Raw genomic sequence first — 21,464 nt, forward strand, 5'->3', positions numbered from 1 at the left:
GATGCCACGCTCTGCACAGAACACCACGGCCGCAGTGCGCTGTGCACTGCGGCCGTGGGATCAGCGGGCCTCGTCGCCCGATGGTCTCAGCAGACTTCGAACCAGAGCGAAGCGGGGAAATGCCCCTCCCCGGCCAGGAGGCCGTCGCGATGGGGCGCCGGCCGGTAGTCCGGGAAGACCGCCCGCATCTCGTCGGGCCTTTCGTAATGCAGATGCGACATGCACGCGAGGATGCGGGCACGGCTGTTGTTCGCCAGGAAGGCCCGTACGAGCGAGGTCTCCGCCCAATGCAACACGCTGTCCAGCAGGTCGCATTGATAGTCGTACGGCAGGTAGATGTCGTGAACGTGGACAATGACGCCCGGTGCGAGACGCGGGAAGACTTCCAGAACGAGGAAGTTCACGTCCGAACCGGGTTTCACCACGTGGGACGAGTCCACGAACAGCACATCACCTGCGGTCAGGGAGGTGAACGCCGTCAGGTCGACCGTCTGGACCGGTACGCGGTGGAGCTGAACGCGGGCGTCCCGGGACAACCAGTCGCGCGGGTACGGCTCGATGCAGGTGACCGTCCCCGGACGACCTTCCTCGGCGTTGCGGGCGAGTGCCTGCAGTGCGATATGCGTGGATACTCCGCTGCCCACTTCGAGGTACCGGCCCGGGGACAGCGAGCGCAGGATGCCGTGCAGGGCCTGCGCCTCGATATAGCCGTATCCCGGGCCGAGGTCGCCCGCCTTCTCGAACACCTTGTTTCCGCGGTATTCGTCGAGGAACGGCTTGCACGCCTTCTCGAGCCAGGCCATCTGTTCATCGAGGTCGATGTGCAGTCCTGGAAGACTGGAAGGGCGGCGCCACACCTCACGGGTTTCCGCCAGGCCGCGCAGGTCCGGCGCGGAAGAATAGTAATGGCGTGGCGCGACAAGAATTCCCAACCGGGAGAAAACTCTGTTCATGACGACCGCCTGACGCTTGGCGGCGCGTTTGATCTGCTGTCGAACGCTCAATGAAGTCTGGCTGTTCCCCATGGGCGTCAAACTAAGCGATGCGGCATTCGGCAACCCCGGACACGCCGATGTCCGATCAGGTGAACAATGCGCCTTCGACCGGCGGAGGGGGGCCACGGCCCAGTGGCCTCACGAAGCCCCCTTCAAGACGTCGTTCAGGCCGCGGTGTCCGGCAGCCAGAGGTCGGGGCCGAAGACCTCGTAGCGGATGCGACGGGACGGCACCCCCAGGTGCAGCAGCCGGGCGCGGATGTCGCGCATGAACGGCAGCGGGCCGCAGAGGAACACCGTTGCGCCGTCGGGGAGTTCGACGCCGTCGAGGTTCATGAGGCCTTCGCGGGCATCTCGTTGGCCCTGTCCGGGCCGCTCGTACCAGAAGACGGCACGCGCACCCGGAAGCCGGTCCACCAGTTCCTCCGTCTCGGTCCGCAGCGCGTGGTCGGCGGGGGAGCGGTCGGCGTGCAGGACCAGCACCGGGCGGGTCGAGCCGAGCGCGGCGAGGTGGGCCAGGATGCTGGTCATGGGGGTGCCGCCGATGCCCGCGGAGACCAGGACGACCGGAGTGGCGGCGTCGGCGGGGTCGTCGAGGAAGACGTCACCGAAGGGCGCGGAGAGCGTCAGTTCGTCTCCTTCACGGATCTGCTCGTGCAGCATGCCGGAGACCTCGCCGTCCGGTGCGCCGTCCGTGCCGGCGACCCGCTTGACGGTGATGCGCCGCAGGTCCTCGCCGGGATCGGAGGACAGGCTGTACTGGCGCAGCTGGTGGACGCCGTCGGCCATCGGCACCCGTACGCTCACGTACTGTCCCGCGCGTGCCTTGGGGGCCGGCCGTCCGTCGGCCGGGCGCACGACGAACGACACCACGTCCGGGGTCTCGCGGCGGCGCTCGACGACCGTCCACTGCCGCCAGATCCGGCCCGGTGCGACGCCCGCGTCCTGGTAGAGACGGGCCTCCCGGCCGATCAGAGCGCCGGCCATCAGCCAGTACACCTCGTCCCAGGCGGCCGCCACCTCCGGGGTCACCGCGTCGCCGAGGACCTCGACTATCGCCCCGAACAGGTACTTGTGCACGATCGTGTACTGGTCCTCGGTGACGCCGACGGCGGCGTGCTTGTGCGCGATCCGGTCCAGCAGCGCATCGGGGCGGGCGTCCGGGTCAGCCAGCAGCGCGGTGGCGAACCCGGCGATCGAGCCCGCCAGCGCGCGTCGCTGCGCACCGCTGGCCTGGTTGCCCCGGTTGAACTTGCCGTCGAGCAGCTCCGGCCGGTCGCGGAACATCGCGCCGTAGAAACGCGCGGTGATCTCGTCGAGCGCACCGGCGACGGCCGGCAGGGTGGCACGGACCACTGCGGCGGATTCTGCGGACAGCATGGAGCCTCCCGGACAGGGGGTGGGGGAACGAAGCCGCGTCGTGTCGGGCGGCATCATCTGTTTAGCAGGCGGCCGACCGTGTTTCGGCGCTGTTCCGCGGTCCTGGACGAAGAAGGGCCGAACGGCCCCGTCGATCGAGGGCCATCGGCCCCGCTCCACGAGGCAGTAGGGCCGAACGGCCCTGGCCCCGCGGCCCGGGATCACGGAAGATCTGATACAGGCATGGACCGGGCTACGCTCAGTGAGCCACGGCCGGTGCGGGACTTCAGGCAGCGCGGGAACGCAGAACGAGGAGCATCCGATGGCGGACGGCGAGCAGCCCGGCCCCGACAACCCGATCCGGGTCTTCCTGCTGGACGACCACGAGGTGGTACGGCGCGGGGTGCACGACCTGCTGGACGACGAGCCGGACATCACGGTCGTCGGCGAGGCCGCCAATGCCGAGCAGGCCCTGACCCGTGTGCCCGCCCTGCGACCCCAGGTCGCGGTGCTGGATGTGCGCCTGCCGGACGGCGACGGCGTGACCGTGTGCCGGGAGCTGCGCTCACAGATGCCGGAGCTGGCCTGCCTGATGCTGACCTCGTTCGATGACGAGGAGGCCCTGCTGGACTCGATCATGGCGGGTGCGTCCGGCTATGTGCTGAAGCAGATCCAGGGGACGGACCTGGTGTCGGCCGTGCGCACGGTGGCCCGCGGCCAGTCACTGCTCGACCCCAGCGCCACCGCCAAGCTGATGGCCCGGCTGCGTCAGGGCCAGGAACCGGAGCCCGAGACCGACGCCCTGCCGGGCCTGACCGACCGTGAGCGGGAGATCCTGGCCCTGATCGGCGAGGGACTGACGAACCGGCAGATCGGCCAGCGGCTGTACCTCGCGGAGAAGACGGTGAAGAACCACATCTCCCGGCTGCTGGCCAAGCTCGGTGTGGAGCGGCGCATCCAGGCCGCCGTCATCGCCACCCAGGCCAAGGACCGGCTCAAGCGACAAGGCCACTGACGCGAGCACCTCGCCGCCGGCGGCGCCACGCGCCCGGTGACGGTGCTGCACGCGGACCGTTCCCCGGCCGACCACGCACTGCGCGCGGGCACCCGCCGACTCGTCGAGGAACCCCCGCACGCGCGAGCCCAGTTCTGGTACGAACAGGACGCTGCCGGCGAAGAAGGCGCCCGCAGCGGCCTGATGGACCTCACCGATGAGGATGTGCCCCCGGCCGCCGACGTCTGCCCGTGCGGCTCGCCGCCGTTCATGCGTGCCGTACGAGCCCAGTTGCTCCAGGCCGGCGTCCCCGCCCGGCGCATCCGCCTCGAGGTCATCGGCCCGGACCTGTGGCTGGCCCGCACGGAGAGCTGAGCTGTCCGCGTCGGCGGTGGGCGGGAGCGGGGTGGGCGGTGCGCCGGCAGGCTGCGTCCGCCGACTGCGCCTCACCGGGTGGCGAGCGCCCCGTTGAGTTCGCGTCCGGTGATCAGCTCTGACTCGATCCGTACGAACACCCCGTCCTGCAACGGCATCCAGGACCCGGGTCCAGTTCGCGACAGCCGCTCGTGTTCTGCGGGATCGGTCACCACGGTGGCCCGTCCGGTGACGACCACGCTCCACCCGGACCGGGTCGCCGCATGGAACTCGTCCGCCTCGAAGGCGACCACGACGCCGTCGATGGCGTGCACGAGGTCCGAGGCCGACGAGGTGCACAGCACGACCGACGCGTCCGAGTCCAGCGAGAAGTTGACGGGGAGGACCGCGGGCAGCGCCTGCCGGGTGTACACCACGCGGCCGACCGGTGCCTGAGCGAGCATGCGCAGGCACTCCTGCCGGTCGAGCGTGCGAAAGCCGTCTGTCTGGAACATCGATCCAGCGTCCCCCGCGGCCGCCGCCCGGGGTAGGGCCGACCGGCCCCAATAGGGCAGCGATACGACCGCCGCTGCCGGACAGGCACCGCGTGGTCGCGGCTACGGAGTCCGCGCCGCAGCCGGAGGCGGCGAGCGCAAGCCGCGCCCCGGTGGCGGCCCCGTGCGCCATCGTCTCCGACCCCGCCGAGGAGCGCCGACAACGGTGAGGGCGTGGTGCGGGCGCGCGACACCCGGCCCTGCGCGCCCGTCACGGCTGGGAACGTGCGGGGCCTTGAGCGGTGTCTCCGGTGGCCGCCCGGTCGCGCATGTCGCTGCGGAAATGGGTATCTCGCGCGTCACGGCCCACAAGTGGATCCGCCGCTGGCGGGCCGAGGGCGAGCCGGGGCGGGACGGCCGCGGCATGCCTCGCCGGGAGCCCGCATCTCCCAGGCTGCGCCGACGATCGATCCGCCATTCCGCAGCGATCGCGGCGGCTCGCGCGGGGCGGTCAGCGGGCCGGCACGGGGAAGAGCATGCAACTGCTGGTGGCGTGGGCGAGCAGCCGGTCCTCGGAGTCGCGCAGTTCGGCCTGGGCGAGGGCGGTGCGGCGACCGCTGTTGAGGACGGTGCCGATGGCGCGGACCTTGCCGGTGTCGACTGTGATCGGGCGCAGGAACTTCAAGGTCAGGTCGATCGAGGTGTATCCCATGCCCTGGGGCAGCACGGACTGCACCGCGCAGCCCGCGGCCGAGTCGAGGAGGGTGGCGTAGACGCCGCCGTGGACGCTGCCGATCGGGTTGTAGTGCTCCTCGCCCGGCACCAGTGCGAAGACCGCCCGGCCGTGCTCGGCCTCCTCCAGGCTGAAGCCCAGGGTGGCGGCGACGGGCGGTGCGGGGAGGCGCCCGGCGAGGATCTCGTGCAGGAATTCGAGACCGCTGTGATGACCCACGGCGCCGGCGGATATGGCTGGGTCTTCCCAATCGAACGTACGTGACCTGCCCATTCCCACTCCCTGCCGCATCTGGCTTCGTTCTGCGAAGTTAGCCGGGCCGCCCTCTGGCTGTCAATCGTGAAGTCAGCCTAGGATGGGCGCATGAGGTGGCTGGAGACGAGCACGGAGAACTGCACCGTGCATCGGACACTGGACCTGGTCGGTGAGAAGTGGTCGTTGCTGCTGCTCCGGGACGCCATGAACGGCGTCCGGCGTTTCGACGACTTCCGGCGGCACGTGGGGCTGTCCGAGGCCGTGCTGGCGGACCGGCTGCGCAAGCTGGTGGCCGCCGGGATCCTGGAGACCGTCGCGTATCGCGAGCCGGGAAGCCGTACCCGCAACGAGTACCGGCTCACGCGCAAGGGCTGGGATCTGTGGCCCGCGATGATCGCCCTCAAGCAGTGGGGCGACCGCTACACGGCGGACGCCGAGGGCCCGCCCTTGGAGGTGCACCACGCTGACTGCGGTGAACCTCTGCGAGCGGTGGTCGTCTGCGGGCACGACCACGGACCGCTGACCCCTCCGGAGGCCCGTACCCGCCCAGGCCCCTCGGCACGGCTCCTCGACTGACAGACCGGAGACTGCTCCCCAAGCCGGAGTCGGTCCACCGGCCTTCGCCCCACAGTGGTGACCATGCTGAACCGAGTAGCCGTTCTGTCCGACATCCACGGAGTCCTGCCGGCATTGGAGGCGGTGCTCGCCGAACCGGACGTCGGCGCCGCCGAGCACATCGTGCTCACCGGCGACATCGCCGCCGGCCCGCAACCGGCCCAGGTCCTCGACCTGCTGACCAGCCTCGGCGAGCACGTCGTCTGGGTCGGTGGCAACGCCGACCGGGAACTCCTCGAATACCGCCGGGGGCAACGCGACACGATCCCCGATCCGATCGCCCCTTGGGCGGCCGAACAACTCCGTGAGGACCATCTCGACCTTCTCGCCTCGCTTCCACGATCACTCTCCCTGTCCGTGAACGGCCTGGGAAAGGTGCTGTTCTGCCACGCCACCCCTCGCGACGACGAGGAGGTCGTCCTGGTCGACTCCCGCCTCGACCGCTGGGAGGAAGTCTTCAACGGACTCGATGCCGACATTCGCACCGTCGTCTGCGGCCACACCCACATGCCGTTCGTCCGCCTCGCCCACGGCCGGCTCGTGATCAACCCCGGCAGCGTCGGCATGCCCTACGGGCGAACCGGAGCGCACTGGGCCCTCCTGGGCCCGGGCGTCGACCTCCGCACCACGCAGTACGACCTCCGGGCCGCAGCCGCCCAGCTCGGCCAGGACTCGTCCTACCCCGACATCACCGAATGGGCCGACTACTTCCTGCACGCTCGCGCGACCGACGCCGACGCCCTCGCCGCCTTCGCCCCGCGGGACGGGCGCGACCGCAGCCTGTGACACGCGCTCGCCCTTCACGACAGCGAGGAGCCGAACGCCGACCGCACGATCAACGATGTCCACCGATCGCGACCCCGAAGTGACCAAGTCCGGTTCTACAATGCCCACTTGCAGTCGCACGCCGCCGGCGCCCGTCGCGTTCTGGTTCGTGTGGTTGGAAACCGGGGGGTCTGGTGGGGGAACGAGTTGCGCCTGTGGGCGTGTTGCGGTTCGTCGTGCTGCGGGCGTGGGCGTACCGCGCGCTTCTCGGCGCCGTGTCACTGACCGTGCTGCTGACCACGGTCGTGCTCGCCGCGCTCACCGCCTACTCGGGTGCGATGGGCGACGCGGCGCTGCGGCGGTCGCTCGCTGAGCAACGTACCGCCGCCGAGGCCGCGTTGGTGGTCAAGGCCGACGTCTCGGCCGGTGAGCGGCGGGCCGCCGACGACGCCGTGCGGGCGGGGGCCCGTACCGTCTTCGCCGGACTGCCCGTGCGGGTGCTCACCCTGCTGCGGTCAGGGCCCTACGCCCTGCCGCTCGCACTGCGGCCGGCCACCGAGCGGAGCGAGAACCCGGACCTCACCTTCTTCGCGGCCCTGGACCGCACGCAGGTGCGGACCGTCGCCGGAAGGCTGCCCGCCGAGGTGGCGACCGGCGGGCCCGTCGAGGCCGCACTGCCGCAGAGCGCCGCCCAGCGGCTCGGGGTGGCGCCCGGCGCCCGGCTGACCGTCACCGACCAGCTGGGCGGCCCGGCGGTGCGCGTCTTGATCACCGGCGTGTACCGGCCGGTGGATCTCCGGGCGCCCTACTGGCAGTTGGACGACCTGGGCGGCCGTGGCGTGCAGGCGTCGAGCTTCACGACGTACGGCCCCCTGCTCACCGCCGCGAGCGTGCCGACGTCGGGCCGGGTGAGCGTCGGCGCGTCCGGCTGGCTGGCCTCGGCCGACTACTCCTCGCTGACGGCGCAGCGGATCGGCGCGCTGCGCGAGGCCGCCCGCTCGGGGAGCGCCGAGCTGCGCAAGCGCCCCGCGCTCGGCAGCGCCACCAAAGCGGACACCGCGTTGCCCGCGGTCCTGGACCGGGTCGAACGCTCGCTGCTCGTCACGCGGTCCAGCATGCTGATCGTCGCCGCTCAGCTCGCCCTGCTCGCCGCCTGCACACTGCTGCTCGTCGCCCGGCTGCTCACCTCCGAGCGCACCGCCGAGACCCGGCTGCTGCGTGCGCGCGGCGCCACCCGGACACGCCTGGCGGGCCTGGCCGCCCTGGAGGCCCTGCTGATCTCCGCGCCGGCGGTGCTGGTGGCACCGCTGCTGTCAGGGCCGTTGACGCGACTGCTGGCAGGCCAGGGGGCGCTGGGCCGGGCCGGGGTGCGCGTCGACGTGCCGGCCGGCGGCCGGCCCGAGGTGTGGGCGGTCGCCGCGGGCGTGGCCGCACTGTGCGCGCTGGCGGTGGCCGTACCGGCGTGGCGGGCGTCCTCCGCGGACACCGCCGCGGTGCGGGCGGGGGCGCTGCCCGCGTCGCTGCGCGCCGGGGCGGACGTCGGGCTGCTCGCGGTGGCAGGTGTCGCTCTCTGGCTGCTCGGCAGCCGGCGCTCCGGTGCGGTCACCGCCGACCGCGAGGGGGTCCTCGGCGTCGACCCGCTGCTGGTGGTGGCGCCCGCTCTGGTGCTGCTCGCCGGGACGGTCCTGGTGCTGCGGCTGCTGCCCCTGCTGGCGCGGGCCGGTGAGCGCCTCGTCACCCGCGACCGCGGACTGACCGCGGCCATGGTCGGCTGGCAGTTCAGCCGCCGGCCGATGCGGGGAGCGGGCCCGGTGCTGCTCCTGGTCATCTCCGTGGCGCTCGGCGTGGTGGCGGTCGGTCAGGACGCGTCCTGGCGCCGCTCCCAGGCCGACCAGGCCGACTTCCGCGCGGGCGCCGAGGTGCGCGTCCTGACCGCCGGGGGCGGCGAGGTGGGCCGTACGGACGTCTACGCGGGCCTCCCGCACGTGGACGCGGTCGCCCCCGCGGTCCGCGGCACGGTGGCGCTGTCCGGCAGCCGCACCGCGACCGTCGTGGCCCTCAACACGACGGAAGCCGCCCAACTGATTCTGGCACGGCGCGACCTGACGGAGGGTCCGGTGTTCGCCGGACTCGCGCCGCGCGGAGCGTCGGCAGGCGTCGGGATACCGGAGGGCACCACCCGGCTCACCCTGACCGCTGCCCTGCACAGCAGCGGGCCGGGGCCGGAGGCCGATGTGACGCTCACCGTGCGGGACCGCCACGGAACGTCCTACGAGGTGCCGTCCGGCCGCCTTCCCGCCGACGGCCGCCCGCACCCGCTGACCCCCGATCTCAACGGCGCCCGGGGCCCGTTGGCGCTGACCGGACTCGAACTGAGCATGGCGCAGCCGACCGGCCGGCCCCAACGCCACCGCCTGGTCCTCGGCGCGCTCACGGCGACCGCGGCCGACGGCGCCGTACGGCGGTTGACCCTGCCGGCGAGATGGACGACCGAGATCGAGGCCGACCCGACCGCCGCCGCGCCCGACGACGCCTCCGGACCCACCCGCCCCCGCCTCGCCTCGACGGCACCCCTCACCCTGACGTACAGCACCGGCTACCTGCTGTCCGACTTCGCCGCGCTCGCCCTGCCGATGGAGGTCCGGCTCAAGGCCGCCCAGCCCGCGGTGCCGGAGATCCTCGCCGTCGCCACCGACCGGTACCTCACCGCGTCCGGCGCGCGCGAAGGGCAGCGCGTCGAGGTGGCGTTCGACGGCCGTTCCGTGCCCGTACGCATCGTCCGCACCGCGAGCGCCCTGCCGACGACGGAGGCCACCGCGCAGGAAGGCGGGGCCCTGCTCGTCGATCTGCGGGCCGTCAACAGGGTCCTGCAGGCCCGCTACGGCGCCGGGCTCGCGCCCACCGAGTGGTGGCTGGGCACGGCCGCGCCCGCTGCCACCGCGGCGGCCGCGCGCGCCCTGCCCGACGTCGAGCCGGAACAGGTGATGGTGCGCGACGAGATCGCGGCGGAGCTGCGCGACGACCCGTTCGGCGCGGCCCCCGAAGCGGCGCTGATCGCCGCGGCGGCGGTGACGGTGCTCTTCGCCGCGCTCGGCTTCGCGGTGAGCGCGGCGGGGGCGATGCGCACCCGGGACGGGGAGTTCGCCGTGCTGCGCGCCCTGGGGACCTCGCGCGGCCGGCTGGCCCGGCTGGTCGCCGTGGAGCACGGCGTGCTGGTGACCCTGGCGCTGCTGGTCGGCGCGGCCCTCGGCACGGTGCTCGCCCACGCGCTGGTCCCCCTCGTCGTCCTCACCGGGCAGGCCACCCGGCCGCTCCCACCGGTGCTGGTCGAACTCCCGCTCCCGCGTCTGACCGCCCTGCTCGCGGCCCTCGCAGCGGGCCCCGCCCTCGTGACGGCGGCCCACGCCCTTCGACGGGCGAAACCCGCGACGGCCCTCAGGGACGAGGTGACGCAGTGACCACACAACCGGTGTCCCCACAGGACGGGGGGACGAAGGCGAAACCTCGTCTGGACGGGGAGACGAAGGCGGTACGGCAGCACGCACGGGCCGGATTGCGGACCCGGCTGAGAGCCTTCGCCGGTACGTCCGTCGTCCTCGCGCTCCTGGTGGCCGTGACCGCGGCGCTGGCAGCCGCGTACCCGCGTGCCGTCGACCGGTACGGGGACGCGGGGCTGCGCAGGGCCGTCGAACAGGCCCTGCCCGACCGGACGACCGTGCAGGTGCAGGTCCCGCTCGGCTGGATGGACACCCTCGAGGAGACGGAGGCCGCCCTGCGCCCCGGCCCGCTGACCGCGGTGCGCGCCCAGGTCCTCGCCACCGCGGAGAAGCCGCTGGTCGCCGACCTCGCGCAGTCGGCGTACGGCGTGCGCACCACCGTCGCCCTCACGGCGTCCGACACCTGGCTTCCCCGGCCCTCCGGGCTGCCCGCCCACCTGGTGCTCGCCGCCCAGCAGGACCTCGCCTCCCACGCCCGGATCGGCGCGGGCCGGCTGCCGCGCACCTCGGGCGCACCGGTGACAGCGCGGACCACGCGGGTCGAGGCCGCCGTCACCGAGGACACCGCCCGCAGACTCGGCATCCGGGTGGGCTCGGTGATCCACGTGGCGGGCACGGAACGCGGCCCGCTCACCGTGCAGGTCACCGGGATCGTCGTCCCGCGCGCCCCCGAGGGCGCCTACTGGTCGGCGCAGCCGGTGCTGCGCACCCCCGCGCTGAGCCGTATGCCCGGCTTCCTGCCAACGGACGTCTACTGGCTCGGAGGCCTGCTCCTCGCCCCCGACGCCGGTCCGGCCCTCCTGGGCACCCTCGGCCGCCCGCACCGGTACTGGAACGTCGCCCCTGACGTCGCCACCCTGCGCGGCCACGACGTCGACCGGCTGGCCTCCGCCGTGGCCGCTCTGGAGTCGGGGCCGGGAGTGCAGCGGCTGCGGGGCGTCGTGGACGAAAGCCTGGAGGCTCAGACGAATCTCGACGAGGTCCTCGTGGACCATGCCCGGCTGCGCTCGGGCATCGATCCGCTGCTGCTCCTCGCCGCCGTCGGGACCGGCAGCCTCGCCGTGATCGTCCTGGTCATGGCCGGCGGCGTGGCGGCCGACCGCCGTCGCGCGGAGCTGGCCCTGCTGCGGGCCCGCGGCGCCTCACTGCCCGGCCTGGCCGTCCGGTTGCTGGCGGAGACGGCGGTGGTGGCCGTGCCGGCCGGCGCGCTCGGACTGACGGCGGCACTGCTCGCCCTGCCCGCGGCCCGCACCGCGCCCGCCCTGGCCGCCGCTCTCGCCGTCACCCTGCTCGCCTGTGGCGCGTTTCCCCTGCGCGCCGTGGTCGCCCACCGCACGGTACGGCTGCACGACGACCGCGACGACCTCGTCGCCGCCCGGCCGTCGCGCCGCCGGACGGTGGCCGAACTGACCGTCCTGGTCATCGCGTCGGCGGCCGTCGCCGTACTGCGCCGCCAGGGATCCGGGGGCACCGCTCTGGTGGCCGCCGCACCGCTGCTGACGGGCGTCGTCGCGGCCCTGCTGCTGGCACGCCTGCACCCCCTGCCGCTGCGTGCGCTGAGCAGGGCGACCACACGCATGCGGGGCCTGGTGGTTCCGCTGGCGCTGGCCCAGGCGGCCCGCGCCCCCGGCTTCGCCGTGCTGCCCCTGCTCGCCCTGCTCAGCGCCCTGACCACGGCCGCGTTCGGCGGCTCGGTCCTGGCAGGGGTCACGCAGGCCCGCGACCAGGCCGCACTGCGCTACGTCGGCGCCGACGGCCGCGTCGAGAGCACCACCGGCGGACTCCCCAACGCCCTGCCCGACCGCGTACGCAGGCTGCCCGGTGTGCGGGACATGACGGAAGCCGGCGTCATCGACGACGCGACGCCGCAGCAGAGCAGCCGGTCGGTACCGCTGGCCGGTGTCGACCCCGACGCCTACGCGCGGCTGGCGCGCCACACGGGACTGGGGCCGTTCGACGCGGCGAGCCTCCTGCAGCGGGACGCCGGCACGACGGGCGGCGCCGACCGGCCGCTGCCCGCGCTGGCCTCACCGCGCGTGGCCGACGAGTACGGCACCGGCCCCTACTCCGTCCAGCTCCCGGACGGCGCCTCCGTCACCGTCCGGATCGTCGCGGTCCGGGACCGCACCCCGGCCGTCTTCGGTGACGACTTCCTGGTCGTGGACCGCGCCGGCCTCCCCCGCCAGGCGGCGCGTACGACGACCCTGCTGCTGACCGGTGACGCCCTGGACGGCCGGGCGCTGCGCTCGGCGGCGCAAGGCACGGTGGTGGGCGTCTTCCTGCGCAGCGAGGAACGCTCGCGGCACGTCGACTCACCGCTGCAGTCCGGCGCGGAACGCCTCTACGGCGTCGCGGTCGCCGCGGGCGCCGGATACGCGCTCCTCGCGCTCGTGCTGACCGTGTTGCGCACCGCTCCCGAACGGGGCGCCCTGCTCGCCCGGTTGCGCACGATGGGCATGACCCGGTCCCAGGGCCGCCGGCTGCTGATCCTCACGTCCCTCCCGCAGGCGTTCCTGGCCGCGGCCGGCGGCCTGCTGACCGGCTGGGCCGGCATCCGGCTGCTGTCGCCCGGCGTCGACCTCGCGACCATCGCCCTGGCCTCCCCGTCCGCCCTCGAAGGGGCCGTGCTGCGCACCGATCCGCTCTCCCTGGCGGTTCCGTCGCTCGCCGTGCTGCTCCTGGCCGTCGGCGCGCCCGCCGCCCAGGCCTGGTGGTCCGGCCGACGTGGCTCGGTGCGCGAACTGAGGCTGGGTGACAAGTAGACAGTGAGCGCGACCTCGAGACCGAGCCCCCGAAGGCACCGGCCCGTGCCCCTCCGACCGTCCAGGAGCAGCCGATGACCAGCAGTCCGACCTTCCACGAGCTCGCCGACCGCGCTCTCGCCGCGCGGGACGCCGTCGCGTACGGTCATGACGCCCTGATCACCTGCGACCGGCTGGTGCGGATCTTCACCGCCGACGGCGTGGAGGTCCAGGCACTGCAGGGCCTCGACCTGCTCGTTCGCAAGGGGGAGCTGATGGCCCTGGTCGGCGCGTCCGGCAGCGGCAAGTCCACCCTCATGAACATTCTGGCCGGACTGGACAAGCCCACCGCCGGCGCGGCCCGTGTCGCCGACCACGACCTGGTCACCATGTCCTCCAAGGAACGACTCGCCTACCGTCGCAGGACCGTCGGCTTCGTCCGGCAGCAGACCTCCCACAACCTGCTGCCCTATCTCACCGCCGCGCAGAACGTCTCCCTGCCCCTGCAGCTGGCTCGCGCCGGCGGCCGGCGTCGCGCCCGGGCCGACCGCGCCATGGAACTCCTCGGCCTGCTGGACGTCTCCGCCTGCCGTGACCGCCGGCCGCAGGAGATGTCCGGCGGCCAGCAGCAGCGGGTCTCCCTCGCCGTCGCCCTCGCCAACGATCCCGCGGTCCTGCTCGCCGACGAACCCACCGGCGAACTCGACTCCCACACCGCCGAACAGGTCTTCGCCGCGTTCCGCACCGCCAACGAGGAGTTGGGGACCACCATCGTGATCGTCACCCATGACCAGTCCGTCGCCGGGGAGGTCCGCCGCACGGTCGCCATCCGGGACGGCCGCACGGCCACGGAGGTCCTGCGACACAGCGAGGTCGACTCCGCCACCGGCCAGGAGAACCTGGTCGCCCGCGAGTACGCCATGCTGGACCGGGCCGGACGCCTCCAACTCCCCGCCGAGTACACCCGCGCCCTGGGCATGCGCGACCGTGTCGCCCTGGAACTGGAACCCGACCACATCGCCGTCCGTCCGGACGACCCGCGCGAGGACGTGCCGGGGGAGTGACCCCGGCGGCCGGCCTCAGGATTCGGTGATCCCGCCGTCCTTCAGCTCCAGCACCCGGTCGGCGAGGTCGAGGAGCGTCGTGTCGTGGGTGGCCACGAGAGCCGTGATCTGTTCGCTGCGGACGACCGCGCGGAGCAGTTCCATCACGGAGTGGCCGGATTCCGCGTCCAACTGGCCCGTCGGCTCGTCGGCGATGAGGATCGACGGATTGTTGGCCAGCGCGCGGGCGATGGCCACACGCTGGCGCTGCCCGCCCGACAACTCGCCCGGGCGCTGCGCGGCGTGGTCCGCGAGCCCCACGAGCGAGAGCAGCAACTCGACGCGCTCCCGCCGCTCGCGCGGGTCCGCCCTGCGCAACCGCAGTGGCACGCCCACGTTCTCGGCGGCCGTGAGGATGGGGATGAGCCCGAACGACTGGAAGACGAAGCCGATGCGCTCCCGGCGCAGCGCGAGGAGGGCGTCCTCACCCTGGTCCCGGAGGTGCAGCCCGTCGATGGTGACGCGTCCCCTGTCCGGCTCGTCCAGACCGCCGACGATGTTGAGCAAAGTGGTCTTGCCCGAGCCCGAACGGCCCTTGAGGGCGACGAGTTCACCCCGGGGGACCTCGAAGGACACACCACGCAAGGCATGAACGGCACCCGCGCCCCGCCCGTACGACTTGTGCACGTCCGCCACCTGCAGCATGGCCGCCGTCACCGCCTGGCTCATCACGCCCCCGTAAGCTCCGCCGATCCAGCAGCGCGCAAGTATCGCATCCGGCGCAACTTGCGGTAAAGCAGGAGGTGTTGAGGGGGAGATGCTGAACGGCACGGCAGTGACGGCGTTCGCCGGCGGCGCCGAAGCGGCCTCCTCTTCGGCGCCGCCGCAGCCCGCCCACGTACGCGGCGGTTGTCCGGTTGTAGCCCATCCGCGTTAAATGCCTGGACCGCCGACCGCCCCTGACGGGACACTTCCGACTTCCGAACGGACGGACGGGAGTGTGATGGCGACCACGGACACACGAGGGACGACACCGGCCAGGAGCGCGGTCGTACTGGCCCTGCGCCGCTACTGCCGGGAACTGCTGCGGCTGCGAAGGCTGGCCCTGCCCGCGCTGCTGCTGCCCTCCGTCGGCAACATCGGCATCCGGTACATCGCCCCCCTGCTGATCGCCAAACTGGCGGGACAGGCGGCCGACGAGGGTGGACTCACCCTCGCCTCGGCGCTGCCCTACGTGCTGGGCTTCGGTGCGACGCTGCTGCTCGCCGAGGCGGTGTGGCGGGTCGGGCAGCACTGCCTGAACCGCGTGGACGCGCTCGGCATGGAACACCTGTACGTGAGCGGCATGGACGAACTCCTCGCCCAGGACGCCGCGTTCTTCCACGACAACTTCGCCGGCTCCCTGACCAAACGGGTGCTGAGCTTCGGCAAGCGCTTCGAGGACTTCGTCGACACGGTGACGTACCGGATCGTCGGCAGTCTCGTCCCCCTGGTGTTCGGCGCCGTGGTGCTCTGGAGCTACGAACCGATGCTCGTCGTCGGCCTGTTCGTGATGATCGCGCTGACGGTGGTGGCCGCGACACCGCTGATCCGGCGCCGGCAGCGGCTCGTCAACCAGCGTGAGGCCGCGCTCGCCCGGGTCTCCGGGCATGTCGCCGACAGCCTGATGAACATGGAGACCATCCGGGCGTTCGCCGCCGAACGGCGGGAGGCCGAGGAGCACCGCAGCCGCGTCGCCGACTCCCGGCGTCTGACGCTGAGGTCGTGGGACTACGGCAACCTGCGGGTGGACGTGCTGATCGCCCCGATGTCCGTGCTGACCAACGTGCTGGGCCTGCTGGTCGCCATCGCCTTCGGCGGCCCGGGCCAGGGGGTGGAGGAGGTCGTCGTCGCCTTCACCTACTACTCCAACGCCACCCAGATCATGTTCGAGTTCAACCAGATCTACCGGCGTCTGGAGAGCTCGATGACCGAGGCCGCGCAGTTCACGGAACTGCTGCTGGATCCGCCCACCGTGCTCGACCCGGCGGAACCCGAACCGCTCGCACCGCGCGACGAGGGCGTCCGCTTCGAGGCGGTGACCTTCGCCCACGCGGGCGCGAAGCCGATCTTCCGCAAGCTCGACCTGGACGTGCCGGCCGGCGCGCGCATCGGCCTGGTCGGCAGGTCGGGCGGCGGGAAGACCACACTCACCCGGCTCCTGCTGCGGATGTCCGACATCGACGAGGGGCGCATCCTGATCGGCGGTCAGGACATCAGCCGTATGCGCCAGAGCGACCTGCGCTCACTGATCGCCTACGTTCCGCAGGAACCCGCCATGTTCCACCGCAGCCTGCGGGACAACATCGCCTTCGCCCGGCCCGGCGCCACCGACGAGGAGATCCTCGCCGCGGCCGAGGCCGCGCACGTCACGGAGTTCGCCGGTCAACTCCCCGACGGCTTCGACACGTTGGTGGGGGAGCGGGGCGTGAAACTCTCGGGCGGCCAGCGTCAGCGCGTCGCCCTCGCCAGGGCCATCCTGCGCGACGCGCCGATCCTGCTGCTCGACGAGGCGACCAGCGCGCTGGACTCGGAGAGCGAACTCCTCGTTCAGGACGCCCTGTGGCGGCTGATGGACGGACGGACGGCCCTCGTGGTCGCCCACCGGCTGAGCACCGTCGCGGGCATGGACCGTCTCGCCGTCCTCGACCGTGGAAGCGTCGTCGAGCAGGGCAGCCACGAGGAACTCCTCGCGGCGGACGGCGCGTACGCCAAGCTGTGGCGGCACCAGTCGGGCGGCTTCCTCGGCGAGAGCGCCGAGCCGGCCGAGGAAGCGCGCCCCGCCGGCCTGCCCGGACCGTCCGACCCCGCGCCGGAGGAGGACCCCAGGACGACGGCGTCACGCGCGGGTACGAGCACCGGGCACGTGTGACCGTGGGGCGGATACCGCCCGCGACGATCGAGGAGAGCCCCGGCACACCCCCACCGTCTACCGGCCGCCCACTTCGCGGAGGTCGTCAACGGGGCGCTGCCGCGGCGTGCGTCGGGGGTGCCCCCGCGGGACGGGGAGAGTGTCGTCGAGACCGTCGGGTCGGCTCCCGGCCGAAGCCCGGGGGCCCTCTCCCCCCTCCAGGACGATCCGGGACGGGCGATGAGATCGTCTTCGATCCGCGGCAACCGACCGTGCCCGGCCGGCACCGTCGTCATCCTCATCCCACGATCAAAGGGGCGGGGTCGCAGCCAGCGGTGCACCGATCTGGATGTCGAAGTAGGCCGCGACGTCGCGTCCGCCGGGACGGGGCGCGTCCGCGTCGATGACGACGACCGTTCCGGCCACGATGCCGGCGTAGCCGGTGCCGGTTCGCCGGGACTGTTCGATGCGCTCCGTGACGGGACGGCGGACGGCCTCGGTGAGGAAGGTGAGGCCGCGCGGGAACTGCCCGGTGAGCGGGATTCGCTGCCGCCCGGATTCGATCCGGCTGCCGATGCCGAACCGGGCGGTGACGATCCGGTCACCACGCAGGGTCACCTGGAAGGAGCCGTTCGGCGGGCGGTTGCAGACTTCCTGGGGCGGATAGAAGCAGTCGTAACCACCGGCGAGGAGATCATCGACGGCGGAGCTCATCGAGGTCGCGTAGTGCTCCGAGCCGAACGGCCAGCGCCGTACGGAGGCGTTCCGGGCGGTGACGACCAGTCCGTTGTGCGGGTCGAACCTGTACTCCGCGTGCGCGTCCCGCCACCCTGTCCGGGGGACACCGTCCTCCCTCACCGTCGGGTCAGCGCGGCGGTCGGCGTTGAAGTCGTCGATCTCCTCCCGCAGTCGATCACCGGCGCCCGCCCAGATCGCGGTCAGCGCCGGTGCCGCGGTCGCGGCGACCTCGTCGTCCGGACGGTCCGCGTGGTCGGCGTGGTCCGCATCGGGGTCCGGGAACCACGCCCAGGCGAGACGGTCGTCGCGGTCCAGCAGGAACTGCGCCACCTGCGGACGGACCGCGTCTGCCTCATCGCGGTGCGCGATCCGGCACCACAGGGCGCGGCCGTCCGCGTTGGCCCGGACCTGCGCACAGAACCAGCCGGCCTCCCGCAGCGGTCGGGTGAGTGCCGCTGCCGTGCCGTCGGGAGGGATGGGCTCAGCCTGTGAGTACTCGGCCGCTGCGCCGTGCTCGTAAGCGCCGGCGGGCGGAAGGGGCGGCGGCTCGTCCCATCGGTCGCGTTCGTTCAGCGCGAGCAGTCCGAGCATCGTGACGGCCACGGCCGCGAGAATCGCCCCCACGAACCATGGACTGCGGCGTGCGTGCAGGAAAGAGGGAAGGGAATCGGAGTTCATCTCGTAGAAGCTGTCGAGTGGTGTCAGCGCAGGGCGTCGGCCAGGAGGCGTGCGGTGTCCGCGATCAGCTTGTTCTCCGACGCGGCGTCCTGGTCGAACTTGCGGGACATGATGGAGAGGACCAGCGGGGTGCCGTCCTCGGTCCAGGCGATGCCCACGTTGTTGTTGGTGCCGTAGGAGCCACCGCCCGTCTTGTCCGCGACCGCCCACGAGGACGGCAGACCGGCGCGCAGGCGGGTGTCGCTGGTCCTGTTGTGCAGCAGCCAGTCCGTGAGGAGCGCGCGGTCGGGCCGGCTGAGCGCGTCGCCGAGGACGAGCCGGGCGTAGGCGCGGCCGATCGCGTGCGGGCTGGTGGTGTCCGTGATCCGCCACGGCTCGCCCGAGTTCAGCTCCGTCTCCCACCGGTCGAGCCGGGTCACCGGGTCACCGAGGGACCGGGCGAAGCGAGCGATCGCCGTGGGGCCGCCCAGCTCCCGCAGGAGCAGATTGCCCGCCGTGTTGTCGCTCCGGCAGATCGCGGCCTCGCACAGCTCGGCGATCGCCATCCCCGTGGCCAGGTGCTCTTTCGTCACGTCCGAGTGTTCGACCAGGTCGGCCGCCGTGTAGTGGATCCGGCGGGCCAGCACCTCGCCGTCGCGGTCCAGGTCGCGCAGCACCGCCGCGGCGGCGAGCGTCTTGAACAGCGAACAGATCGGGAACAGCGTGTCGGCACGGTGCCGGACCGTTTGCCCGGTACCCACATTGTGGGCGTAGACCCCCAGCCGGGCCCCGTACTGCTCCTCCAGCGCCCGAAGGCCGCCGGTGACAGCGTCCGACGCGCGGGCGGGCGCACCCGCGAGCAGGCCCGTGGCGGTGGCAGCACCGGCCACAAGCAGCGTGCGCCGGCTCATCGCAGAGGCAAGAGGACCGCTCGTGCGTAACATCGTCCACTCCTTCATCACGTGCGTCAGCGGTTACATCAATGACCGACGCAGCGCCTCGCGCGTTGGTTGCATCGGCTGTGCGCGTGGGGCCGGTCCGTGCGTGGCGGCTTTTCCGAGGGGCGGGGCTGGGACATCATGATCCGCCGTCAGCCGTTTCCGTCGGCGAAGAGGTGATAGCCATGGGCAGGCTCCGTCCGGGTGAGGGGATTCTCCGTCGCAAACCCATCGAGCACATCGAGGAGACGGAGGTCACCGAGGGCGCCCGGCTCGACCGGTCGCTCGGGCTGTGGCAGCTCACCGCGATCGGCGTGGGCGGCATCATCGGCGCGGGCATCTTCACGCTGGCCGGCACCGTGGCCAACGGCAAGGCCGGGCCCGCGGTGCTGGTGTCCTTCCTGGTCGCCGGTGTGGCGAGCGCGTGCGCCGCGTTGTCGTACGCGGAGTTCGCGGGGCTGATCCCGAAGGCCGGGTCGGCCTACACCTACGGGTACGCGGTGCTGGGCGAGTTCGCGGGCTGGTTCATCGGCTGGGACCTGCTGCTGGAGTACACGGCGATCGTGGCCGTCGTGGCGATCGGCATCTCCGGCTACTTCGGCTTCCTGGTGGAGGAGTTCGGCGCGAGCCTGCCCGCCTGGATGCTGGGTGCGCCCGGCACCGGCACGGGGCGCCGCGTCGATCTGTTCGCGGCCCTGCTGTGTCTTCTGATCGCCTGGCTGCTCAACCTGGGCATCAAGAGCGCGGCCCGCTTCGAGACGTTCGTCGTGGCGCTGAAGGTGCTGGTGGTGCTGCTGGTGATCGGGGTGGGCGTCTTCCACATCACGACCGCCAACTACCACCCCTTCTTCCCGTTCGGCATCGGCGGCGCGTTCACCGGTGCTGCGACGGTGTTCTTCGCGGTGTTCGGCTACGACGCCATGTCGACGGCGGCCGAGGAGTCCAAGGACGCGGTACGGCACATGCCCAAGGCGATCATCTACTCCCTGGCGATCTCGATGGTGCTGTACGTCGCGGCGTGCCTGGTGCTCACGGGCATGCAGAAGTACACGGACATCGACCCGCGGAGCGGCTTCTCCACGGCGTTCAAAGCGGTGGGACTCGACGCGCTCGCGGACGTGATCGCGGTCGGCGCGATCATCGGCATCCTCACCGTCATGTTCACCTTCATGCTGGGCGTGACCCGCGTCTGGTTCTCGATGTCCCGTGACGGACTGCTTCCCCGGTGGTTCGCCAAGACGCACCCGACACGGCACGTGCCGACCCGGGTCACCTGGATCGTCGGTGTGGTGTCGGCCCTCATCGCGGGGTTCGTCCCGATCGGCGAGGCGGCCGAGCTGACCAACATCGGCATCCTGCTGGCGTTCGTGGTGGTGTGCGCGGCGGTGATCGTGCTGCGCTACCGGCAGCCGGAGCTGCCGCGCAGCTTCCGCACGCCGTGGATGCCGGTGGTGCCGGCGCTCGGGGTCCTCTTCTCGATCTGGCTGATCACGTTCCTGCAGTGGCAGACCTGGGTGCGGTTCGCGATCTGGTTCGCGATCGGGTGCGTCATCTACTTCTCCTACTCCTACAAGCGCTCCATCCTGGCGGCACGGCCGTCCGCCGAGTGACCACTCGCCCTCGCACCTCGATCGCTGCCTCGGTTAGGGTGGCGAACGGAATCCGGTTTCGGCGTCCTTGGCCGAAGTGATGGACAAGTGAGGCTCGGTGGCGAGGAGTTGGTGTCGGCCGGAAGGTGACACCAGCGTGCTGCCTCCATCGCTGCGCGCGTGGCTCGGGCTCACCGCGGTCCTCGCCGCACTCGTCGTCCTCGGGCTGGGGGGCCTGTACGCCGGCGACAGCACACCCGGCGCCCTGGACACGCGCATATGCGCGGCGGTGGACGGGGCGGGGCCGCCGTGGCGGGACATCGCCCTGGCCGTGGACTTCCTGGGCGAGCCCCTGGGCGCGGCGACACTGGTGGGGGCCGCCGTCATCGGCTGCCTGCTCCTGCGGCGGCCTCGCGCGGCGGTGTCCGTCGTCGCCGGCGCCGGCGCGGCCGTCGGCACGGCGACGCTGCTCAAGCACCTCGTGGGGCGCACCATCCACGGCGAGGCGAACCTGTCCTACCCGAGTGGCCACACCGCCTTCCTCACCGCCCTCGCCCTCGCGGTGGCGCTGCTCGCGACCGGCCGGCCCGGCCTCGGCGGCGCGGCCGGCATGTCACTCGTGCTCGCCTCGGCGCTGGTCGCCGGGGCCACCATGGGCTGGGCGCAGGTCACCCTGGGGGCGCACTACCCGACCGACGCCCTCGGCGGCTGGTGCACCGCGCTGGCGGTGACACCGGCGACCGCGTGGCTGGTCGACCGCACGGCCGGCCGCATGCCCACATCACCTCAGCCCACAGCTCGCTGACGT

16 protein-coding genes and 2 pseudogenes are annotated in these 21,464 nt (G+C 72.4%); 11 read left to right on the forward strand and 7 right to left on the reverse strand.

Going from position 1 to position 21,464, the window contains the following annotated elements:
* Nucleotides 1-86: 86 nt before the first annotated feature.
* Together ACIOC0_RS03775 and ACIOC0_RS03780 are read right to left on the reverse strand one after the other, a co-directional pair.
* Nucleotides 87-1,025, reverse strand: a complete 939-nt coding sequence (locus tag ACIOC0_RS03775) for a class I SAM-dependent methyltransferase (RefSeq protein WP_402151977.1) — start codon at nucleotides 1,023-1,025, stop codon at nucleotides 87-89.
* Nucleotides 1,026-1,159: 134 nt separating this feature from the next.
* Nucleotides 1,160-2,374, reverse strand: a complete 1,215-nt coding sequence (locus tag ACIOC0_RS03780; protein WP_402151980.1) for a globin domain-containing protein — start codon at nucleotides 2,372-2,374, stop codon at nucleotides 1,160-1,162.
* A gap of 301 nt (nucleotides 2,375-2,675) precedes the next feature.
* Between ACIOC0_RS03780 and ACIOC0_RS03785 the strand changes: the two genes are divergently transcribed.
* Together ACIOC0_RS03785 and ACIOC0_RS03790 are read left to right on the forward strand one after the other, a co-directional pair.
* Nucleotides 2,676-3,368 carry a response regulator gene (locus ACIOC0_RS03785; protein ID WP_402151983.1) on the forward strand — a complete coding sequence of 231 codons (693 nt, stop codon included), beginning with the start codon at nucleotides 2,676-2,678 and terminating at the stop codon, nucleotides 3,366-3,368.
* Between the two features lie 33 nt (nucleotides 3,369-3,401).
* Nucleotides 3,402-3,722: pseudogene (locus ACIOC0_RS03790) on the forward strand (hemin transporter); the annotation flags it as partial.
* 71 nt (nucleotides 3,723-3,793) lie between these two features.
* Here the strand turns inward: ACIOC0_RS03790 and ACIOC0_RS03795 are convergent.
* On the reverse strand, nucleotides 3,794-4,216 hold the full coding sequence (locus ACIOC0_RS03795; RefSeq protein WP_402151986.1) for a pyridoxamine 5'-phosphate oxidase family protein: 423 nt from the start codon (nucleotides 4,214-4,216) through the stop codon (nucleotides 3,794-3,796).
* A 256-nt stretch (nucleotides 4,217-4,472) separates the two neighbouring features.
* Here ACIOC0_RS03795 and ACIOC0_RS03800 point away from each other — a divergent pair.
* Nucleotides 4,473-4,604: pseudogene (locus ACIOC0_RS03800) on the forward strand (helix-turn-helix domain-containing protein); the annotation flags it as partial.
* Between the two features lie 102 nt (nucleotides 4,605-4,706).
* On the opposite strand, the gene ACIOC0_RS03805 reads toward ACIOC0_RS03800, so the two are convergent.
* Entirely contained in the window at nucleotides 4,707-5,201 is a 495-nt protein-coding gene (locus ACIOC0_RS03805) for a PaaI family thioesterase (protein ID WP_402151989.1), read from the reverse strand.
* A gap of 90 nt (nucleotides 5,202-5,291) precedes the next feature.
* Between ACIOC0_RS03805 and ACIOC0_RS03810 the strand changes: the two genes are divergently transcribed.
* From ACIOC0_RS03810 to ACIOC0_RS03830, 5 genes are all read left to right on the forward strand, one after another.
* Nucleotides 5,292-5,759, forward strand: a complete 468-nt coding sequence (locus ACIOC0_RS03810) for a winged helix-turn-helix transcriptional regulator (protein WP_402151992.1) — start codon at nucleotides 5,292-5,294, stop codon at nucleotides 5,757-5,759.
* A gap of 63 nt (nucleotides 5,760-5,822) precedes the next feature.
* Entirely contained in the window at nucleotides 5,823-6,584 is a 762-nt protein-coding gene (locus tag ACIOC0_RS03815; protein WP_402151995.1) for a metallophosphoesterase family protein, read from the forward strand.
* Between the two features lie 200 nt (nucleotides 6,585-6,784).
* Nucleotides 6,785-10,021 carry an FtsX-like permease family protein gene (locus tag ACIOC0_RS03820; RefSeq protein WP_402153187.1) on the forward strand — a complete coding sequence of 1,079 codons (3,237 nt, stop codon included), beginning with the start codon at nucleotides 6,785-6,787 and terminating at the stop codon, nucleotides 10,019-10,021.
* On the forward strand, nucleotides 10,018-12,822 hold the full coding sequence (locus tag ACIOC0_RS03825) for an ABC transporter permease (RefSeq protein ID WP_402151998.1): 2,805 nt from the start codon (nucleotides 10,018-10,020) through the stop codon (nucleotides 12,820-12,822). Before ACIOC0_RS03820 ends, ACIOC0_RS03825 begins: the two co-directional genes overlap by 4 nt.
* A gap of 74 nt (nucleotides 12,823-12,896) precedes the next feature.
* Nucleotides 12,897-13,865, forward strand: a complete 969-nt coding sequence (locus ACIOC0_RS03830; protein ID WP_402152001.1) for an ATP-binding cassette domain-containing protein — start codon at nucleotides 12,897-12,899, stop codon at nucleotides 13,863-13,865.
* Nucleotides 13,866-13,880: 15 nt separating this feature from the next.
* Here the strand turns inward: ACIOC0_RS03830 and ACIOC0_RS03835 are convergent, their stop codons facing one another.
* On the reverse strand, nucleotides 13,881-14,573 hold the full coding sequence (locus ACIOC0_RS03835) for an ABC transporter ATP-binding protein (protein WP_402152004.1): 693 nt from the start codon (nucleotides 14,571-14,573) through the stop codon (nucleotides 13,881-13,883).
* 274 nt (nucleotides 14,574-14,847) lie between these two features.
* Between ACIOC0_RS03835 and ACIOC0_RS03840 the strand changes: the two genes are divergently transcribed.
* On the forward strand, nucleotides 14,848-16,755 hold the full coding sequence (locus tag ACIOC0_RS03840) for an ABC transporter ATP-binding protein (RefSeq protein WP_402152007.1): 1,908 nt from the start codon (nucleotides 14,848-14,850) through the stop codon (nucleotides 16,753-16,755).
* Nucleotides 16,756-17,043: 288 nt separating this feature from the next.
* Here the strand turns inward: ACIOC0_RS03840 and ACIOC0_RS03845 are convergent, their stop codons facing one another.
* Both ACIOC0_RS03845 and bla read right to left on the reverse strand, forming a co-directional pair.
* Nucleotides 17,044-18,075 carry a hypothetical protein gene (locus ACIOC0_RS03845; RefSeq protein ID WP_402152010.1) on the reverse strand — a complete coding sequence of 344 codons (1,032 nt, stop codon included), beginning with the start codon at nucleotides 18,073-18,075 and terminating at the stop codon, nucleotides 17,044-17,046.
* Between the two features lie 98 nt (nucleotides 18,076-18,173).
* Nucleotides 18,174-19,073 carry a class A beta-lactamase gene (gene bla / locus ACIOC0_RS03850; RefSeq protein WP_402152013.1) on the reverse strand — a complete coding sequence of 300 codons (900 nt, stop codon included), beginning with the start codon at nucleotides 19,071-19,073 and terminating at the stop codon, nucleotides 18,174-18,176.
* Nucleotides 19,074-19,252: 179 nt separating this feature from the next.
* Here bla and ACIOC0_RS03855 point away from each other — a divergent pair, with 179 nt between their 5' ends.
* Together ACIOC0_RS03855 and ACIOC0_RS03860 are read left to right on the forward strand one after the other, a co-directional pair.
* Complete coding sequence (locus ACIOC0_RS03855) at nucleotides 19,253-20,677, forward strand: amino acid permease (protein ID WP_402152016.1); 1,425 nt, start codon at nucleotides 19,253-19,255, stop codon at nucleotides 20,675-20,677.
* 136 nt (nucleotides 20,678-20,813) lie between these two features.
* Nucleotides 20,814-21,461, forward strand: a complete 648-nt coding sequence (locus tag ACIOC0_RS03860; RefSeq protein ID WP_402152019.1) for a phosphatase PAP2 family protein — start codon at nucleotides 20,814-20,816, stop codon at nucleotides 21,459-21,461.
* Nucleotides 21,462-21,464: the final 3 nt, after the last annotated feature.

Source organism: Streptomyces sp. NPDC088254 (assembly GCF_044740925.1).
Taxonomy (GTDB): Bacteria; Actinomycetota; Actinomycetes; order Streptomycetales; family Streptomycetaceae; genus Streptomyces.